The sequence below is a fragment of the uncultured Roseovarius sp. genome, assembly GCF_947259555.1.
In the GTDB taxonomy this organism is placed as follows: Bacteria; Pseudomonadota; Alphaproteobacteria; order Rhodobacterales; family Rhodobacteraceae; genus Roseovarius.
Window position 1 is genome coordinate 1 of sequence record NZ_CAMYMD010000005.1, and the last position, 14412, is coordinate 14412.

The 14412-nt window shown below is 61.3% G+C and carries 16 protein-coding genes, 2 tRNA genes and 1 other annotated feature; of the genes, 11 read left to right on the top strand and 7 right to left on the bottom strand.

Annotated elements, in window-relative coordinates; genetic code table 11:
- Nucleotides 1–335 precede the first annotated feature (335 nt).
- Entirely contained in the window at nucleotides 336–1028 is a 693-nt protein-coding gene (locus Q0X85_RS00640; protein WP_297767619.1) for an NAD-dependent deacylase, read from the bottom strand.
- A 40-nt stretch (nucleotides 1029–1068) separates the two neighbouring features.
- Between Q0X85_RS00640 and Q0X85_RS00645 the strand changes: the two genes are divergently transcribed.
- Nucleotides 1069–1506 carry a low molecular weight protein-tyrosine-phosphatase gene (locus Q0X85_RS00645; protein ID WP_297767621.1) on the top strand — a complete coding sequence of 146 codons (438 nt, stop codon included), beginning with the start codon at nucleotides 1069–1071 and terminating at the stop codon, nucleotides 1504–1506.
- A 10-nt stretch (nucleotides 1507–1516) separates the two neighbouring features.
- On the opposite strand, the gene Q0X85_RS00650 is transcribed toward Q0X85_RS00645, so the two are convergent.
- On the bottom strand, nucleotides 1517–1795 hold the full coding sequence (locus Q0X85_RS00650) for an acylphosphatase (RefSeq protein ID WP_297767624.1): 279 nt from the start codon (nucleotides 1793–1795) through the stop codon (nucleotides 1517–1519).
- Between the two features lie 135 nt (nucleotides 1796–1930).
- Here Q0X85_RS00650 and lepA point away from each other — a divergent pair, with 135 nt between their 5' ends.
- Nucleotides 1931–3730, top strand: coding sequence for a translation elongation factor 4 (gene lepA / locus Q0X85_RS00655; RefSeq protein WP_297767627.1), 1800 nt, complete (start codon nucleotides 1931–1933; stop codon nucleotides 3728–3730).
- Nucleotides 3731–3748: 18 nt separating this feature from the next.
- On the opposite strand, the gene Q0X85_RS00660 is transcribed toward lepA, so the two are convergent.
- Entirely contained in the window at nucleotides 3749–4309 is a 561-nt protein-coding gene (locus Q0X85_RS00660) for a transposase (RefSeq protein ID WP_297767628.1), read from the bottom strand.
- A 214-nt stretch (nucleotides 4310–4523) separates the two neighbouring features.
- Between Q0X85_RS00660 and Q0X85_RS00665 the strand changes: the two genes are divergently transcribed.
- Both Q0X85_RS00665 and Q0X85_RS00670 read left to right on the top strand, forming a co-directional pair.
- Nucleotides 4524–5036 carry an alkylphosphonate utilization protein gene (locus Q0X85_RS00665; protein WP_297767630.1) on the top strand — a complete coding sequence of 171 codons (513 nt, stop codon included), beginning with the start codon at nucleotides 4524–4526 and terminating at the stop codon, nucleotides 5034–5036.
- A 64-nt stretch (nucleotides 5037–5100) separates the two neighbouring features.
- Nucleotides 5101–5346 carry a hypothetical protein gene (locus Q0X85_RS00670; RefSeq protein ID WP_297767631.1) on the top strand — a complete coding sequence of 82 codons (246 nt, stop codon included), beginning with the start codon at nucleotides 5101–5103 and terminating at the stop codon, nucleotides 5344–5346.
- A 36-nt stretch (nucleotides 5347–5382) separates the two neighbouring features.
- Here Q0X85_RS00670 and Q0X85_RS00675 read toward each other — a convergent pair whose 3' ends face one another.
- Both Q0X85_RS00675 and Q0X85_RS00680 read right to left on the bottom strand, forming a co-directional pair.
- Entirely contained in the window at nucleotides 5383–5502 is a 120-nt protein-coding gene (locus Q0X85_RS00675; RefSeq protein ID WP_297767633.1) for an entericidin A/B family lipoprotein, read from the bottom strand.
- A gap of 157 nt (nucleotides 5503–5659) precedes the next feature.
- A complete protein-coding gene (locus tag Q0X85_RS00680) occupies nucleotides 5660–5857 on the bottom strand; it encodes a hypothetical protein (protein ID WP_297767635.1) in 198 nt (65 codons plus the stop codon).
- Nucleotides 5858–5984: 127 nt separating this feature from the next.
- On the opposite strand from Q0X85_RS00680, the gene Q0X85_RS00685 reads away from it, so the two are divergent.
- The 6 genes from Q0X85_RS00685 to Q0X85_RS00710 all read left to right on the top strand — a co-directional run bounded on the left by Q0X85_RS00685 (nucleotide 5985) and on the right by Q0X85_RS00710 (nucleotide 12137).
- Nucleotides 5985–6476: an HU family DNA-binding protein gene (locus Q0X85_RS00685; protein WP_297767638.1), complete on the top strand. Its 492-nt coding sequence runs from the start codon at nucleotides 5985–5987 to the stop codon at nucleotides 6474–6476.
- Nucleotides 6477–6494: 18 nt separating this feature from the next.
- Nucleotides 6495–6569, top strand: a tRNA-Val gene (locus Q0X85_RS00690).
- 155 nt (nucleotides 6570–6724) lie between these two features.
- The gene (locus Q0X85_RS00695; RefSeq protein WP_297767640.1) at nucleotides 6725–9280 is read left to right on the top strand and encodes a cation:proton antiporter; all 2556 of its coding nucleotides are present in this window, start codon (nucleotides 6725–6727) and stop codon (nucleotides 9278–9280) included.
- Between the two features lie 123 nt (nucleotides 9281–9403).
- Nucleotides 9404–9463: a sequence feature (sul1 is cis-regulatory element that is thought to sense ions involved in sulfur or methionine metabolism; They are found in Alphaproteobacteria), on the top strand.
- 62 nt (nucleotides 9464–9525) lie between these two features.
- A complete protein-coding gene (locus tag Q0X85_RS00700) occupies nucleotides 9526–11016 on the top strand; it encodes a SulP family inorganic anion transporter (protein ID WP_297767642.1) in 1491 nt (496 codons plus the stop codon).
- Nucleotides 11017–11029: 13 nt separating this feature from the next.
- On the top strand, nucleotides 11030–11884 hold the full coding sequence (locus Q0X85_RS00705; RefSeq protein WP_297767646.1) for a universal stress protein: 855 nt from the start codon (nucleotides 11030–11032) through the stop codon (nucleotides 11882–11884).
- Nucleotides 11885–12061: 177 nt separating this feature from the next.
- Nucleotides 12062–12137 (top strand) — tRNA-Val (locus tag Q0X85_RS00710).
- A 279-nt stretch (nucleotides 12138–12416) separates the two neighbouring features.
- Here the strand turns inward: Q0X85_RS00710 and Q0X85_RS00715 are convergent.
- Both Q0X85_RS00715 and Q0X85_RS00720 read right to left on the bottom strand, forming a co-directional pair.
- A complete protein-coding gene (locus Q0X85_RS00715; RefSeq protein ID WP_366128984.1) occupies nucleotides 12417–12968 on the bottom strand; it encodes an IS630 family transposase in 552 nt (183 codons plus the stop codon).
- Between the two features lie 6 nt (nucleotides 12969–12974).
- Nucleotides 12975–13127, bottom strand: coding sequence for a winged helix-turn-helix domain-containing protein (locus Q0X85_RS00720; protein WP_297767648.1), 153 nt, complete (start codon nucleotides 13125–13127; stop codon nucleotides 12975–12977).
- 858 nt (nucleotides 13128–13985) lie between these two features.
- Here Q0X85_RS00720 and Q0X85_RS00725 point away from each other — a divergent pair.
- Nucleotides 13986–14237 (top strand): pyocin activator PrtN family protein, encoded by a 252-nt coding sequence (locus tag Q0X85_RS00725; RefSeq protein ID WP_297767650.1) that lies wholly within the window; start codon nucleotides 13986–13988, stop codon nucleotides 14235–14237.
- The last annotated feature ends 175 nt before the right edge of the window (nucleotides 14238–14412 follow it).

The following is a 14412-nucleotide window of genomic DNA, read 5'->3' on the forward strand; positions in this document are numbered from 1 at the left end:
ACACGTTCTTTGCCAGATCCAAGCCAATACGTACGATCTTCATGGTATGTCTCCTTCTTCAGGTTTGATATCCGAAGGCTCGCCGATCGAGGGCGGCGGGGTCCATACCATTGGCTCCTGCATAGCAGTCATTGACAACTGCACTTTGGCACATTCGATGCCGGTGGAGCAGGAGCCACCCACCTCATCCGCTCTGGGCCGATCTCGGCCATCTCGGCGGATGGCCGCAAAGTCCGCATAACTGCCACTGCGAGCTTCGTCAGAGCGGCTTGGGCGCAGTTTAGGCAGGCTGGGGCCGTCAACCGTGGCCTATTGCGCCGAGGTGCGGCAAGGGCCTATTCGCACAGTATGTCCGCCACCCAACCGGGCACCGTTTCGGACGCCGTTCCTTGCCTTGTGTCGTCAAAATCCGCGGCGACCGCCGACGATTCGAGATTGATTTCGATGCAATGGGCGCCCGCCAACGCGGCCTCCTGCGCGAACCCCGCTGCCGGATAGACCTGCCCGGATGTTCCGATCGCGGCAAAGATCGCGGCCTCCGACAGATGCGCCAGTATCTCCTCCATCCGGTACGGCATCTCTCCGAACCAGACCACATCCGGGCGGCAGGCCCGCGCGCCACAGTGCGGACAGGCATCGTGGGGGCCGATCTCCGGGGCTGCGTCCCACCGCGCGCCGCAGGACGCGCAGAGTGCGCGCGCCAATTCTCCATGCATATGGATCACGTTTTGCGCGCCAGCCGCCTCGTGCAGCCGGTCCACGTTTTGCGTCACGATGATGACCTCGCCGGGATGCTCGGTCTGCAACCGTGCCAGCGCCTGATGTGCCGCATTGGGCCGCGCCCCCGCCGCCTGCGTCCGGCGCGTGTTATAGAACCGATGCACAAGATCGGGATCGCGGGCAAACGCCTGTGGCGTGGCCACATCCTCTATCCGGTAGCGCGTCCAGATCCCGTCCTTGTCGCGAAACGTGCCAAGCCCGCTCTCTGCCGAAATTCCCGCGCCCGTCAGTATGACAATCTTTTGCATCCTGTCCTCCTGCCCTAATCTGTGTCTGAAAGGATGTAGCATGACCCCCCGGATTCTCTTTGTCTGCCTTGGCAATATCTGCCGATCGCCCGCCGCCGAGGGTGTTTTTCGCGTCATTGCGCCGGATGTGCGGACCGACAGCGCAGGCACCGGCCACTGGCATGTCGGTGAGCCGCCTTACGGTTTGATGCAGGATGCCGCGCGCGCTCGTGGATTTGACCTATCGGATCTGCGTGCACGGCAATTCGTGGCTGGGGACTTCAACCGCTTCGACCTGATCCTCGCGATGGATGGGCAGAACCTGTCGCATATCGAGGCCATGCGCCCTGCGGATAGTGCGACACCTGTGCGTCTCTTGACTGACTATGCGTCCGATCCCGCCGCCGATCATGTCCCGGATCCCTATCATACCCGCGATTTCGATGGCACACTCGATCTGATCGAGACCTGCGCGCGCGGGCTCGCCGCGACGCTCTGAGTGGCGGCGGCTATTGCCGAATGTCGAAATGCGTGGCCGCCTCGGGCCGCGCGTCCGTTACCGTCACCTCGCGCACCACAGCCGCTGGCGGACCTTTGTGCAGCTCTGCCAGCATGGCATCGACGTCGGGCGCCGGGCCTTCCAGATGCGCGAGAACAGAGCCATCCGCCTCGTTGCGCACCCAGCCGGCGAGGCCGCGTCCCTGCGCCTCGACCTGCGTCCAGGCGCGGAAACTCACTCCTTGCACACGGCCTTGAATGCAGGCCTCGATCGTCTTGACCTCCGCCATGACTGCCTCCTTTCCTCGCACCAACAGCCTAGCATATTCTGCGAGGTCCCGCGTAACGAAATCCGCAGGCCAGTGCGGTCTGAAAGCTGCAATCCATCTTGACCAACCCCCCATTCCCATACATATGCCAGACCCATGACACCGCTCTCGCACATCCGCAATTTCTCCATCGTGGCGCATATCGACCACGGTAAATCCACCCTTGCCGACCGGCTGATCCAGATGACGGACACGGTCGCCGAACGGGACATGAAAGAGCAGTTGCTCGACAGCATGGATATCGAGCGCGAGCGCGGCATCACCATCAAGGCCAATACCGTCCGCATCGACTATACCTCAGACGACGGGCAGCAATACGTGCTCAACCTGATCGACACGCCCGGCCATGTCGATTTCTCCTACGAGGTCAGCCGCTCGATGCGCGCGGTCGAGGGCTCGCTTCTGGTGGTGGACAGTACCCAAGGCGTCGAGGCGCAGACGCTGGCCAATGTCTATCAGGCCATCGACGCGGGTCACGAGCTTGTGCCGGTGCTCAACAAGATCGACCTGCCCGCTTCCGATCTCGACCGGGTGGCCGAGCAGATCGAGGAAGTGATCGGCATCGACGCGAGCGGCGCGATCCCGGTCTCGGCCAAGAGCGGGCAGGGCATCCGCGAGGTGCTGGAGGCGATCATCGCTCACCTGCCGCCCCCCTCGGGCGACCGCGATGCGCCCTTGAAGGCGATGCTGGTGGACAGTAAATACGACCTCTATCTCGGCGTTGTCGTGCTCGTGCGGATCATGGACGGCGTGATGAAAAAGGGCGATCGGATTCGCATGCTCCAGACCGACGCCACCTACAATGTCGAGCGGATCGGCGTATTCCGCCCCGCGATGACCGTAGTCGATGAATTGGGCCCGGGCGAGATCGGGTTCATCACCGCCTCGATCAAACAGGTCCGCGACACCCGCGTCGGCGACACGATCACCCATGTCAAACGCCCCTGCGACACTGCGCTTCCGGGCTTCAAGCCCTCGGTGCCGGTGGTGTTCTGTGGCCTCTTCCCAGTCGATTCCGCGCAGTTCGAAGACCTGCGCGACGCGATCGAGAAACTGGCACTGAACGACGCCTCCTTCAGCTACGAGATGGAAAGTTCCGCCGCCCTCGGCTTCGGCTTTCGCTGCGGGTTTCTCGGGCTCCTGCATCTCGAGGTGATCCGCGACCGGGTCGAGCGCGAATACGATATCGAGCTGATCACCACCGCGCCCTCGGTGGTCTATCACCTGTTCATGAAGGATGGCGAGGAACGCGAGTTGCACAACCCCGCCGACATGCCCGACCCCAGCCATGTCGACCATGTCGAGGAGCCGCGCATCAAGGCGACGATTCTGGTGCCCGACGAATATCTCGGCGATGTGCTCAAGCTCTGCCAGGACCGGCGCGGTATTCAACTCGATCTCACTTATGCGGGTTCGCGGGCGATGGTGATCTACGACTTGCCGCTCAACGAGGTGGTTTTTGACTTCTACGACCGGCTGAAATCGGTGACCAAGGGCTATGCCTCGTTTGATTACCAGCTCGAAGGCTATCGCGAGGACAACCTCGTTAAGATGCAGGTCCTCGTCAATGATGAACCGGTCGACGCGCTGTCGATGATGGTCCACCGCGACCGCGCCGAACAGCGCGGGCGGGCGATGTGCGAGAAGCTCAAGGACCTGATCCCCCGCCACATGTTCAAGATCCCGATCCAGGCGGCCATCGGCGGCAAGGTCATCGCGCGCGAGACATTGTCGGCGCTGCGCAAGGACGTGACGGCGAAATGCTATGGCGGCGATGCGACACGGAAGAAAAAGCTGCTGGAAAAGCAGAAGGCGGGCAAGAAGAAGATGCGCCAGTTCGGGCGGGTGGAAATCCCGCAGGAGGCGTTCATTTCGGCGTTGAAGATGGATGATTGAACGCCGGGGCGCGTAAGGTCAAACATCCGCGTACCTTTCTGCGGACATCAGGAAGTCCATGCCATCCCAGTACCCCGCATCGCGATGCACCGACGAATAGGGCCAATCCTGCGGTGCCGCGACCAGCCCATGCTTCACCGGGTTGAGCCAGCAATAGCGCACATGCGCCCGGAAATCTGCCTCGTCGCGCAGATGGTGCTCCCAGAATCGGCGTTGCCAGATACCGGCATCGCCCTTTCGCAGCTTGCTTGCCGATCGCCGTAGGGTGGGATTCCATCCCACCCCGTGACCCAACCGATGCGCCCTGATGGGGTTCAACCCCACCCTACGCCCGTCACGCAAACTCTGTGTAAATCGCGACGTGATGGCATCCCAGCGAATCGAAAAATCCGCATCCCCCGACGGTAATGTCCAGACCGCGTGCAGATGGTCCGGCAGGACTACCCAAGCGTCAATGGCAAAGGGGCGCTCAGCCTGTGTCAGCCGCACCGCCGCGCGTAATCGCACGACCTCATCCACCAGAAGGCTTCCGCCACGCTGCGCGAGAGCTACGGAAAAGAAGACACGTGTGCCAGGCACTTTGGGTCTGCGATACATCGACATGTCGGGATCATATCCGAGCACATGTTAAAAAGGGCTGAACGGCATTTCGGACCTACACGCGTAAGGTGGGAGTCTATCCCACCCATTGCACCAGGATCGGATGCTAATCTGACATCCCCTAACCCTTCCCCCGCCAGCGCATTGCGCCTATAGCTGTCCCAACACATCCCCTGTCCCGGAACCCTGTCCAATGACCTGTGCGCTTTGCTCTGCCGATGCTCCGCTGACCGACACCCCTGTGACCGGCGGCCCCGACGGGGCCAGCGCCGCGCTCTGCGCGACCTGTGCCGAGCAGATGATCGGGACGCCCGACCCCGACCACTGGCGCTGTCTTGCCGCCGCGATGTGGTCCGAGGATGCCGCGACGCAGGTCCTCGCCGCGCGCATGCTGGACCGGCTCTCGGATCACGACTGGGCACGCGATTTGGCGGACCAGCTCTGGCTCGATGACGCCACCCGTGCCTGGGTCGAAAACGTCGCCCGCGACAGCGACCACCGCGACAGCAACGGCGTGCCGCTGATGCAGGGCGATACCGTGGTGCTGATCAAGGACCTGCCCGTAAAGGGCGCCAGTTTCACCGCCAAGCGCGGCACGGCGGTGCGTGGCATTTCGCTCGTGTCCGATAACCCGGCCCATATCGAAGGCCGCGTCGAAGGCCAGCGCATCGTGATCCTGACGGAGTTTGTCAAGAGGCGGAGCTAGCAGCCCCCTTGACACGAACGCCCCCCATCCCCACGTGGCGAAGTACAGCGAAAGGAGGACCATCATGGACCGTCTGAGCCTGTATCTCACCCTTGCCACCGGGCCCGTGACCGTAGGCGGGCTGGTCATCACCGTTCTGGCGCTTGGCTACTACACTTGGCCCGCCATCGGCGGGGCCGCCGTCGTGGGCGCGCTGGCCGCTTGGCCGCTGGCCTATCTGATCTCCCGCCGGGTCAAGCGCAAAGACCCGAATTTCGATCACACCCGCGAGGGTGGCCTCATCCCCGACCCGTCGAAACCCGAGGTTTGAATCGATCAATAAAAGAGGGAGTGCGCGGCACTCGGTTTACTCCACAGCGCGCTCTACCGCGCGTCCGGCATTTTGCAGATCGCGTCCCGCGCCCTGCACTGTCTCGCATGCCACCAGCCCCACGCAGGCCAGCAGGCCGAGTATCAATCGTCCCATCGTGTGATCTCCTGTTTCGCTGATACCGACGTAGCGCCCTTTGCGACGGGTCGCAAACACCTGTACTCAGCCCGGCCTTTCGATGGCACACAGTCGCGCATCGGACGGCGCGTGGCCCGGTCAACAGATCGTCGTCACGCTTCGGATCAGGTGCTGCTCAGAGAGCACCTGCGAGATTGAGCACGTAGAGAATGAGGAAAAAGGCCGGGATCGCGCCATCGAGTTTATCTGGCGATGCGGCTTCAGCCTCGGTCGCAACCACCTCCGGTGTAACGACGGGATCTGATAGGTTTCCGGACAGGGCGGGTGATGCGAACAATCCCAACGCTAGGGCGAGTGCGGGCAAGCGGTTCATTTAGTGGTCCCCCAAAACATTCTTGGCACCTGAATTTGCTCAGAATTCACTGGCAAGTCAACTGTGGCTAGCCATGAGACGATTTGCGCGTTAGCCTGCTTCCAAAATAGAAACGAAGGGGCGCATAATGAAAACGAAGACCACGACAGCTAAATCCAGCAGATCGACATCGACGCGGTCAGGCAAATCCACCACCCCAAATGTCTCGCCCGCGGTTGCATCACCGGGCAATCCGAGTGGGCCAAGTGCGAACGGCGCGGCGTCGAGCATCACGCCTGTCATCGTCTCGGACACGGTGCCGGACGATGCAGGGCCGGAGATGAAAAAACAGGAACTGCTCAGCAAGGTTCTCGAGCGGGTTGAAACCAAAAAGAAATTTGCCAAGCCCGTTGTCGAGGCCGTGCTCGAGGTCTTGGGAAATGCTCTCGCCGACGGACGCGAGCTCAATCTTGAGCCGCTTGGCAAGGTCAAACAAAACAGGGTGCGTGACGCCGCGAACGCCCACATCATCATAGCCAAGATCCGCCAACCCAAGAAGTCCGGAAAAGCCAGTGAGAACGCCGAGACCCGAGAGTTGAATTCTGGAGTGAAAGATGAGGTTGCAGAGCCCAATGAGTGACGCTAAAAGCGCCTCGGCGGGTGATTAGCTCAGTGGTAGAGCGCTTCGTTCACATCGAAGATGTCAGGAGTTCGAATCTCTTATCACCCACCATTTTACGATTTGATCCAGCGGATGTGACATTCGAGCAGAGCACGCACGCTGCGTCCTGTTCAAAGCCGTGGCAGTCTGCGATGTTTCGGTGGGGTGTCGCGCGGATTTGGGGGCGACCAATTTCCAATCCCGGATTTTCCAGCTATTTCTGAACGATGGATATCGTTCTCGTCACTACAATCATCGCTGCCCTGTTTCTGGTGATCGCTGCCGCTGATCCGTTGGCGGCGCGTTTGCGGCTGCCTTACAGCGTTATTCTGGCGGTTCTGGGCATGATGATTGGCGCTGGAGCGATCTTTTTCCTGCGCACCGAATTGACCGACGCTCTCAATCCGGTGGCGGAGGCGATTCTGGCCTTGCCGATCCGGTCGAACGTGTTCCTCTACGTGTTCCTGCCCACCCTGCTGTTTCAGGTGACGCTCGGTGTGAATCCGAGGCGGATGATGGATGATTGGGTGCCCATCCTGATGCTCGCCGTCGTCGCCGTGGTGGTGGCCACGCTCGCAGTGGGCTATGCGCTCTCCTATGCGAGCGCGTTGCCGCTTGCGGCCTGCCTGCTGATCGGTGCGATCGTCAGCACCACCGATCCGTCGGCGGTCGTCGGCATCTTTCGTTCGATTTCCGCGCCGCGCAGGCTCGCGCGGATCATCGAGGGCGAGAGCTTGCTCAACGACGCCGCGGCCATCGCTCTTTTCGGTCTCTTCATGGGCTTTGTCATGCTTGGCGTGCCTGATCCGAGTTTTCAGGATGCTGTCGCGCGATTCCCGGTCCTGATCGCCGGGGGTGCGCTGACCGGTTGGCTTGCGGCGCGCATCGGGGTCTGGTTCATGGCCTTGATGGCGCGCTACGAACTGGCGGTGATTTCGGTCTCTGTGGCGCTGCCGTACCTGGCCTATATCGCGGCCGAACAACTGGTCGGCGCCTCGGGCGTGATCGCGGTGGTCACGGCGGGGCTGACGCTCAATCTGATGGGGCCGGCCCGGTTGCCGCCGGTCATCTGGAGTAATCTGCGTGAGGTCTGGGACCTGCTCGCGCATTGGGCGGGGGCACTGATCTTTATTCTGGCGGCTCTGCTCATTCCGCGGCTTCTGGAAGAGGTGCGAACCGGCGATTTCATTCTGGTGACCGTGGTCATCGCTGCGGCGGTTGCGGCACGGGCGGTGATCCTTTTCGGCCTCATGCCGTTGTTGAGCAGGATGCGGCTTTCGCCGGTGGTCGAGCGGCCGTACCGCGTGGCAATCCTCTGGGGGGGCTTGCGAGGTGCCGTGACCCTCGCCCTTGCGCTGGCCGTCACAGAGAGCTTTCGTGTGCCGCTCGAGGTCAAGCGGCTGGTGGGTATCCTCGCGACGGGCTTCACGCTTTTCACGCTTCTCGTGCAGGGTACGACATTGCGCTGGGTGATCGGGCGGTTGGGGCTGGACCGGCTGACGCCGCTGGATCAGGCGCTGAGCAATCAGGTGATCGCGGTCGCCCTGCAGACGGTGCGCGAAGACGTTGCGCGCACCGCCGAGAACTATGAATTGACCCGCGACACGGTACGATCCGAGGCCAAGCGATTTGCCGAGCGGCTCGACAAGGCTGTGAGCACCGCCGAGGATGACAGGCAGATTCAGGATAGGGACCGCATCACGCTCGGACTGATCGCATTGGCCGGTGCCGAGCGCGACACGATCCTTGCACGCTTTCGCGAACGGGCGATTTCGGCGCGGCTTTCTGAGCAGATCCTGACCGAGGCGGACCGGCTGATAGAGTCGACGCGTTCGGGCGGGCGAACCGGCTATCAGCGCGCGGCGCGGCGCAGCCTGCGCTATGGCAGAGCATTCCGCGCTGCCGTGATCCTGAATAATCGTATCGGGATTTCAAGGCCATTGGCCCTGATGACGGCGGACCGCTTCGAAGTTCTGCTGTCACAACGCCTCATACTACGTGACCTCAGCGGGTTCATTGACGGACGTATCAGGCGTATCCATGGCCGTCGCGTTGCCGAGCTGCTGCATGAGCTTCTGGCACGGCGGCAAGATGCGGTGCAGACCGCACTGGAGGGGTTGCGCCTGCAATACCCGGGCTATGCGGAGGAACTCGAGCGCCGCTTCATCCGGCGGACCGCATTGCGTCTTGAGGAGCGCGAGTATGACATGCTGCGCGAAGACGGGTTAATCGGTGCCGAGCTGCATGTGGCGCTCATGCAGGACATCGCCGCGCGCCGCCTGCGCGAGGAGAAGCGCCCAAAACTTGACGTCGCCGTGCAAAAGGCGGAATTGGCAAAACAATTCCCGCTTTTTTCCGATCTGGACGAGGCGACATTGCGTCGGCTAACGCGCGCGTTGCGGACCCGCTATGTCAACGAGGGCGAGACGATTTTGCGCAAGGACACAGCGCCACGGAGCGTGTTTTTTATCGCGTCGGGTGCGGTTGAGTTACACATCGCCGGGCAGACATGGCGTCTGGGGCGGGGTGAAATGTTCGGACAGATGGCCATCTTGATGCAAAAGCCGCGCCGCACCGCGGCCACGGCGATATCGGCCTCCACCCTTCTGGTTCTGGACGAAGTCCGCTTTCGAAGATTGCTCCGACGCAGTGCAGCATTGCAAGACGCGGTGCGCTCAAGTGCACGGGCGCGCGGCGTCAAACGGGATGCCTTTACTATTCCTGAACTTGACGACGTGGCCACCACGGCTTCTACGTCTCCGCAGGCCCCACCCGAAGGTTGAAATAAGGGCCATTGCTCTGCCGTCTTGTGATCGCGAGACCTGCATTGCGGTGCCGGCAATGCTGCAATGCGGCAGAAACAGGTTGGCTTTTGGCGTCGGGGCAGCTAAAGCCTGCGGCCATCGACTGGACTGCGGGTGCAACTCCTGCGGTGGCTCTTCCGGCCGCTCATCCGCCGGATCATTGGAACCTAACATAACGCGCAATCGGGCCGGGCTCGCCCCGCCGGATCAGGGACGGATTTCACATGATTTCACTCGATGCCTATCGGGCACAATGGTTTGGCAATCTCCGGGGCGATGTGCTCTCGGGGCTGGTGGTGGCGCTGGCGCTCATCCCCGAGGCAATTGCCTTTTCGATCATCGCGGGCGTGGACCCCAAGGTGGGGCTTTATGCCAGTTTCTCGATTGCGGTGATCACCGCGATCACCGGCGGGCGGCCCGGCATGATCTCGGCCGCCACCGCCGCCACGGCGGTGCTGATGGTGACGCTGGTGAAGGGGCACGGGCTGGAATACCTGTTGGCGGCGACGGTGCTGGCGGGACTGATCCAGATCGGGATGGGCGTGCTGCGGCTGGGCTTCGTGATGCGCTACGTATCGAAATCGGTGATGACCGGCTTTGTCAACGCGCTGGCGATCCTGATCTTCATGGCGCAATTGCCGGAGCTTGACCCTCGCACGGTGCCGTGGATCACCTATTTGCTGGTCGCCGCCGGGCTGGGGATCATCTATCTTTTCCCGCTCCTGACCAAGGCGGTGCCGTCGCCGCTGGTGACGATCGTCGTGTTGACGGTGCTGGCGTTTTTCCTTGGTCTCGATGTGCGCACGGTAGGCGATATGGGCGATCTGCCCGACACGCTGCCGGTGTTTCTGATCCCCGACATTCCGCTCAGCTTCGAGACACTGATGATCATCCTGCCCTATTCGGTGGCGGTGGCGGTCGTGGGCCTGCTCGAAAGCCTGATGACACAGAACATCGTCGACGATCTGACCGACACCAAATCGAACCGCAGCCAGGAAATGGTCGGGCAGGGCGTCGCCAACACCGCGACCGGCTTTATCGGCGGTATGGCGGGCTGCGCGATGATCGGGCAGTCGATCATCAACGTCAAATCCGGCGGGCGCGGGCGGCTGTCAAGCTTCGCTGCCGGTGTGTTCCTGCTGATAATGGTCGTGGGTCTGGGCGATGTGGTGAGCATGATCCCGATGGCCGCACTTGTGGCGATCATGATCATGGTCTCGGTCGGTACGTTCTCTTGGTCGTCGATCCAGAACCTGCGCGAGCATCCGCGCTCGTCCTCGATCGTGATGATCGCCACGGTGGTGACCGTGGTCTATACTCACAACCTTGCGATCGGGGTGCTGGTGGGGGTGCTGTTGTCGGGCATCTTCTTTGCGGGCAAGATCGCGCAGCTTTTCCGGGTCACGAGCGAGGCCTCAAAGGATGGGCGCATGCGGACCTACCGGGTCGAGGGGCAGCTCTTTTACGGCTCGGTCGAGGACTTCATGAATGCGTTTGATTTCAAGGAGGCGCTGGATAAGGTCGTGATAGACGTGAGCGCGGCGCATATCTGGGATATCTCCTCGGTGCAGGCGCTTGACATGGCGGTTCTGAAATTTCGCCGCGACGGGGCCGAGGTTGAGATCAAGGGCATGAACGAGGCCTCGGAGACAATTGTCGACCGGCTGGCCATCCATGACAAACCGGGTGCCATCGACAAGCTGATGGCACATTGAGGGAGAGAGAGGCATGACGGAGAAGGTGATTGCACTGGTGGACGGGTCGATCTACTCGGCCTCGGTTTGTGAGCATGCGGCCTGGATCGCGCAGCGGACGGACGCACCGGTGGAACTGTTGCACGTGCTGGGACGGCGCGAGGGGACAGAGCAGGCGGACTTGTCGGGGTCGATCAAGCTGGGTGCGCGCTCGGCGCTGCTGGAGGAACTGGCGGCGCTCGATGAGCAGCGCGCCAAGCTGGTCGCGCATCGCGGCCGGGCCATCCTTGAGGATGCCCGCGCCATTCTGGAAAAGGCCGAGGTCAACGAGATCACCACGCGGCTGCGCCATGGCGATATCGTCGAGACGGTGGCCGAGGTCGAGAAAGACGCGCGTGTCATCCTGATCGGCAAGCGCGGCGAGGCCGCCGATTTCGCCAAGGGGCACCTGGGATCGAACCTGGAGCGGATCGTGCGTGCCAGCCACAAGCCGGTCTTCGTGGCCGCTCGGGCGTTTCGCCCCATCGAAAAGGTGCTGGTGGCCTATGACGGGGGCACCTCGGCGATGAAGGCGGTCGATCATATCGCGCGCAGCCCGCTCTTCGCCGGGCTCAAGGTGCATGTGGTGACGGTGGGCCATGCCACGCCCGAGATCAAGAAGGGCCTGGAGGATGCCCGCGCGCTGCTGGAGGCCGCCGGAATCGAGGCCGAGACCGGCGTGATCGCAGGCCAGCCCGAGACGGCGCTTGGCAAGCTGGTGGACGAGGCCGATTACGACATGGTTGTGATGGGGGCCTACGGCCACAGCCGCATCCGGAGCCTGATCATCGGCTCAACCACAACCGAGATGGTGCGCTCCTGCAAGGTGCCCGTGGTGCTGATGCGCTGAGGTTTGATCTGGTCTGAGCCTCTTCCCTCCTGACCGTCCCATCGCCGCGCGAGCGGGCATGCCGCGGATCGACATGGGAGCATCCTGGCATGGTTGAGACCCGTGGCCGAGCAATTTCAACGCAGAGCTTGAAAGCCTCTTGCGCAGGACCAAGCGCTTGGCTATGACGCACGCCACGGGTGATTAGCTCAGTTGGTAGAGCGCTTCGTTTACACCGAAGATGTCGGGAGTTCGAGTCTCTCATCACCCACCAGCCCAGTTTTCCCTTTTTTTGCAATAATTTAAGGGCCGTTTTCTAGACCTAAAAGTATGTGTGACGCATACTGTGACGCCTATGTGTCAGAGGTTTCAGGGTTCCAGATGTGATTGAATAGGCCCCGGCCCGTGAGGACCAACACCAGATCGAAAAACAGATGCCCGCCACTTCGGCTGACGGGACCGTCACGTCAGTTCCGATCAGAAGCCCAAGGTTGAACAGGGCCACCAGGCCAAAAGCCGCAGGGCCAGCAAGTGTCAGCTAAGCGTCCGTCTTTTAACTTGAGACATACCCGGCAGCCTTGAAGTAATTCCAGCATTCTTCTGGCGAGTAGAGGTCGCATATTTCCGCGAGGGCGGAGAATATATCGGTAAACGTGCGCGCTCCAATCCGTCGCAGATGGGCTTTCAGTTTCGAGAAGACCATTTCTATCGGGTTGAGGTCTGGGCTGTATGGAGGCAAGAACAGGAACCAGAATCCGGCGTCGCGCATGGCGTTCGCCGCCTTTGCGTTCTTATGCGTGGCGAGGTTATCGAGAACGATGACCGTCCCGTTCGCGCGTTCCGGCACCAGTAGCTTTTCGACATAAGCCGCGAAGGCTGGGCCATCCATCGCGCCCTTGATGACCCAAGCCGCTATCATGGTCGTCGCGCCCAAGCCCGCGATAAAGGTCTGCGTGCCCCAAGCTCCGAAGGGGGCGTGCATGACCAACCGCTCCCCTCGCGACGACCATCCGCGCTGGCGGGTCAGGTTTGTCTTTACTGAAGTTTCATCAATGAAGACAACGCGTTCCGGCTGCGAAGATATCGCAGGGATGCGATGCTTGATCCAATCTTAGCGCTGCTTCCTTACCTTGGCACGATGCGCTCGCTGGCGACCAATGTCTTTTTTGTACGTAAACCCGAGCTTGCGCAGGAACCGCCCGATGGCATCGGGATGGGCTTGAACGCCACTTGCATCGAACAGAGCGGCTGCCAGTTCCGGCATTGTGATGTCGCCATCCTGACCGATAATCTCAACGAAAAAGGAGCGCTAAGGCTCAAGTTTACCTTTCCCCTTCGGTCGGCCCTGAGGTGCTGCACGCGCCTGGCCTGTGCGACGGATCGCAAGCCCCCAACGCGCGCCCGTCGCCGGCGACAACTTCAAGCGAAGGGCCGCCGCGCGCCCGCTTAACCCTTCCTCAATCAATCTCTGAGACCGCGCCCGTCGTGCATCTGGCAAAGGTGCTGACATGATCCATCCTCCCAATCAGGATGAATCACAAAATCATCGCCTTGGGAATCCCTCACGATTCAGGTTTCAAGCCGGACGCTTTAGGCATACACCGTCGTCTTCCTGTCTTTGCACGGGGTGGGGTGGTAGGACAGACGCCGTGTGCGTATGATGTGCTCAGCGGGTCCGTTCCGGTAGACGGCGCACCCGAGGAGAACGCTGAATGCCCGATAACGCAGCCACCGCGGCCGCCCTGCTTTCCACTGCGCCGATGATGGACTGGACGCCTTCTCAAAAAATCCCCTTATTTATATAGGAATTTGTTTCTACGTATTTGTTCTGTAGCACCAATGTAGCACCGGGACCGAACCTCATCATCCAAGTCTGCTTATTGTAGCAGGCAACAAAACTCTGTCCATCAGTCCTGGCCTCTGCGGGCACTCCCTGCCGTGAGAACGATAGGGAGCGACGACATCCCCGACACAAGACGTCGGCGCCATTCGACGGCGGCTCTCACGCTGAACCGGCACACACCCGCGTGAAATTGTTCAGTGGAGATTTCCGGGCGAACAAGAACGAACCCCTCTTCCTTCTGCTGTCGATCAGCGCCGCCAATGGAGGAGAAAGTCCAAGATGAACACTCTTCTGATGCTCATGGTCACCTACAACGATCGGCCAGACCTTGACGTGAAAACCGTCGCCGATAACCACTTCAACCTGACTGAGGGCAAGTTGCTCAAGAAGGTGGAGAACGACGAGATTGACCTGCCTGTCATCCGTCTTGAAGACGCCTCTCAGAAGGCGCGGCGGATCATCCTGCTTGCGGATCTCGCGGATTTTTTGGACAGGAAGGCCGACGAGGCACGACGGGCGATGGGTCGCTGACCAGCCCCGGCAGAATTCCGTGGTTCCCAGAAACCGATGGTTTAGGACACGAGCTATGCCCTAAAGTTGGTGACGGCGTGATCAGGCGGCGGCTCGAAGTTGCTTGATCCCGTCCTTGAAGGCAATCCCCTGGACGATCTCGGGCAGGCGGTTTGCGCCATCGAGTTTCCGCCAT